The 590-nt window shown below is 53.2% G+C and carries 1 pseudogene; it reads right to left on the bottom strand.

Going from position 1 to position 590, the window contains the following annotated elements:
- Nucleotides 1-538: pseudogene (locus ACW9H9_RS28760) on the bottom strand (type VI immunity family protein); the annotation flags it as partial.
- Nucleotides 539-590: the final 52 nt, after the last annotated feature.

The raw sequence follows: 590 nt of genomic DNA, 5'->3' as shown, positions 1-590 counted from the left end.
GTATATCGGCCTCATCCACATCCAGCCGTTTCAGCCATTGGTCAGCCGACCAGCCCACTAGCCGTAATTCACCGTCGTGAGAGCCGCCGTGGAGTGAACCCACCGTCTCGTAGCGGATTCCCTTGAGCACATGGTTCAGCAACACGTAAGTAGCGGGTAGCGGGTCATCAGGATTGCCACCAAGATACGGGTGGGCACCCGCTTGGATCACCACGCCGTTACCGTAGTCGTAGAAGGCGAAATGGCTGGATGGTAGTTTCGCTCGTATAGCTTCCAGTCCGCCAACGAGATTAAGACGTGCTTGGTTGAGCACCGTCAGCCAACTGACCGTTTTGATTTTTTCGGGTTTGAATTTAGGCCTGTTCGCTAGCAGGCCAGCTGTTCCGACATCCAATCCTGGCATACGAGCAGCCATAAAGGCTTCGGTAGGCTCGTTGTCATCACGATTGGTCGGCGACAGATTGTAGGCATGCCCGGCATATCCTTGCTCTGGGGCCAATCGACGTGCGAAGTCCAAGAGCAGGCGTAGAAATTTAAGGTTCTTCACGGATTACCGGGAAAGTCATTCTTGATCTTCATGAAAAAGAATT

Source organism: Pseudomonas sp. SDO5215_S409 (genome assembly GCF_054071325.1).
This window is presented reverse-complemented; position numbering and strand designations above follow the sequence as displayed.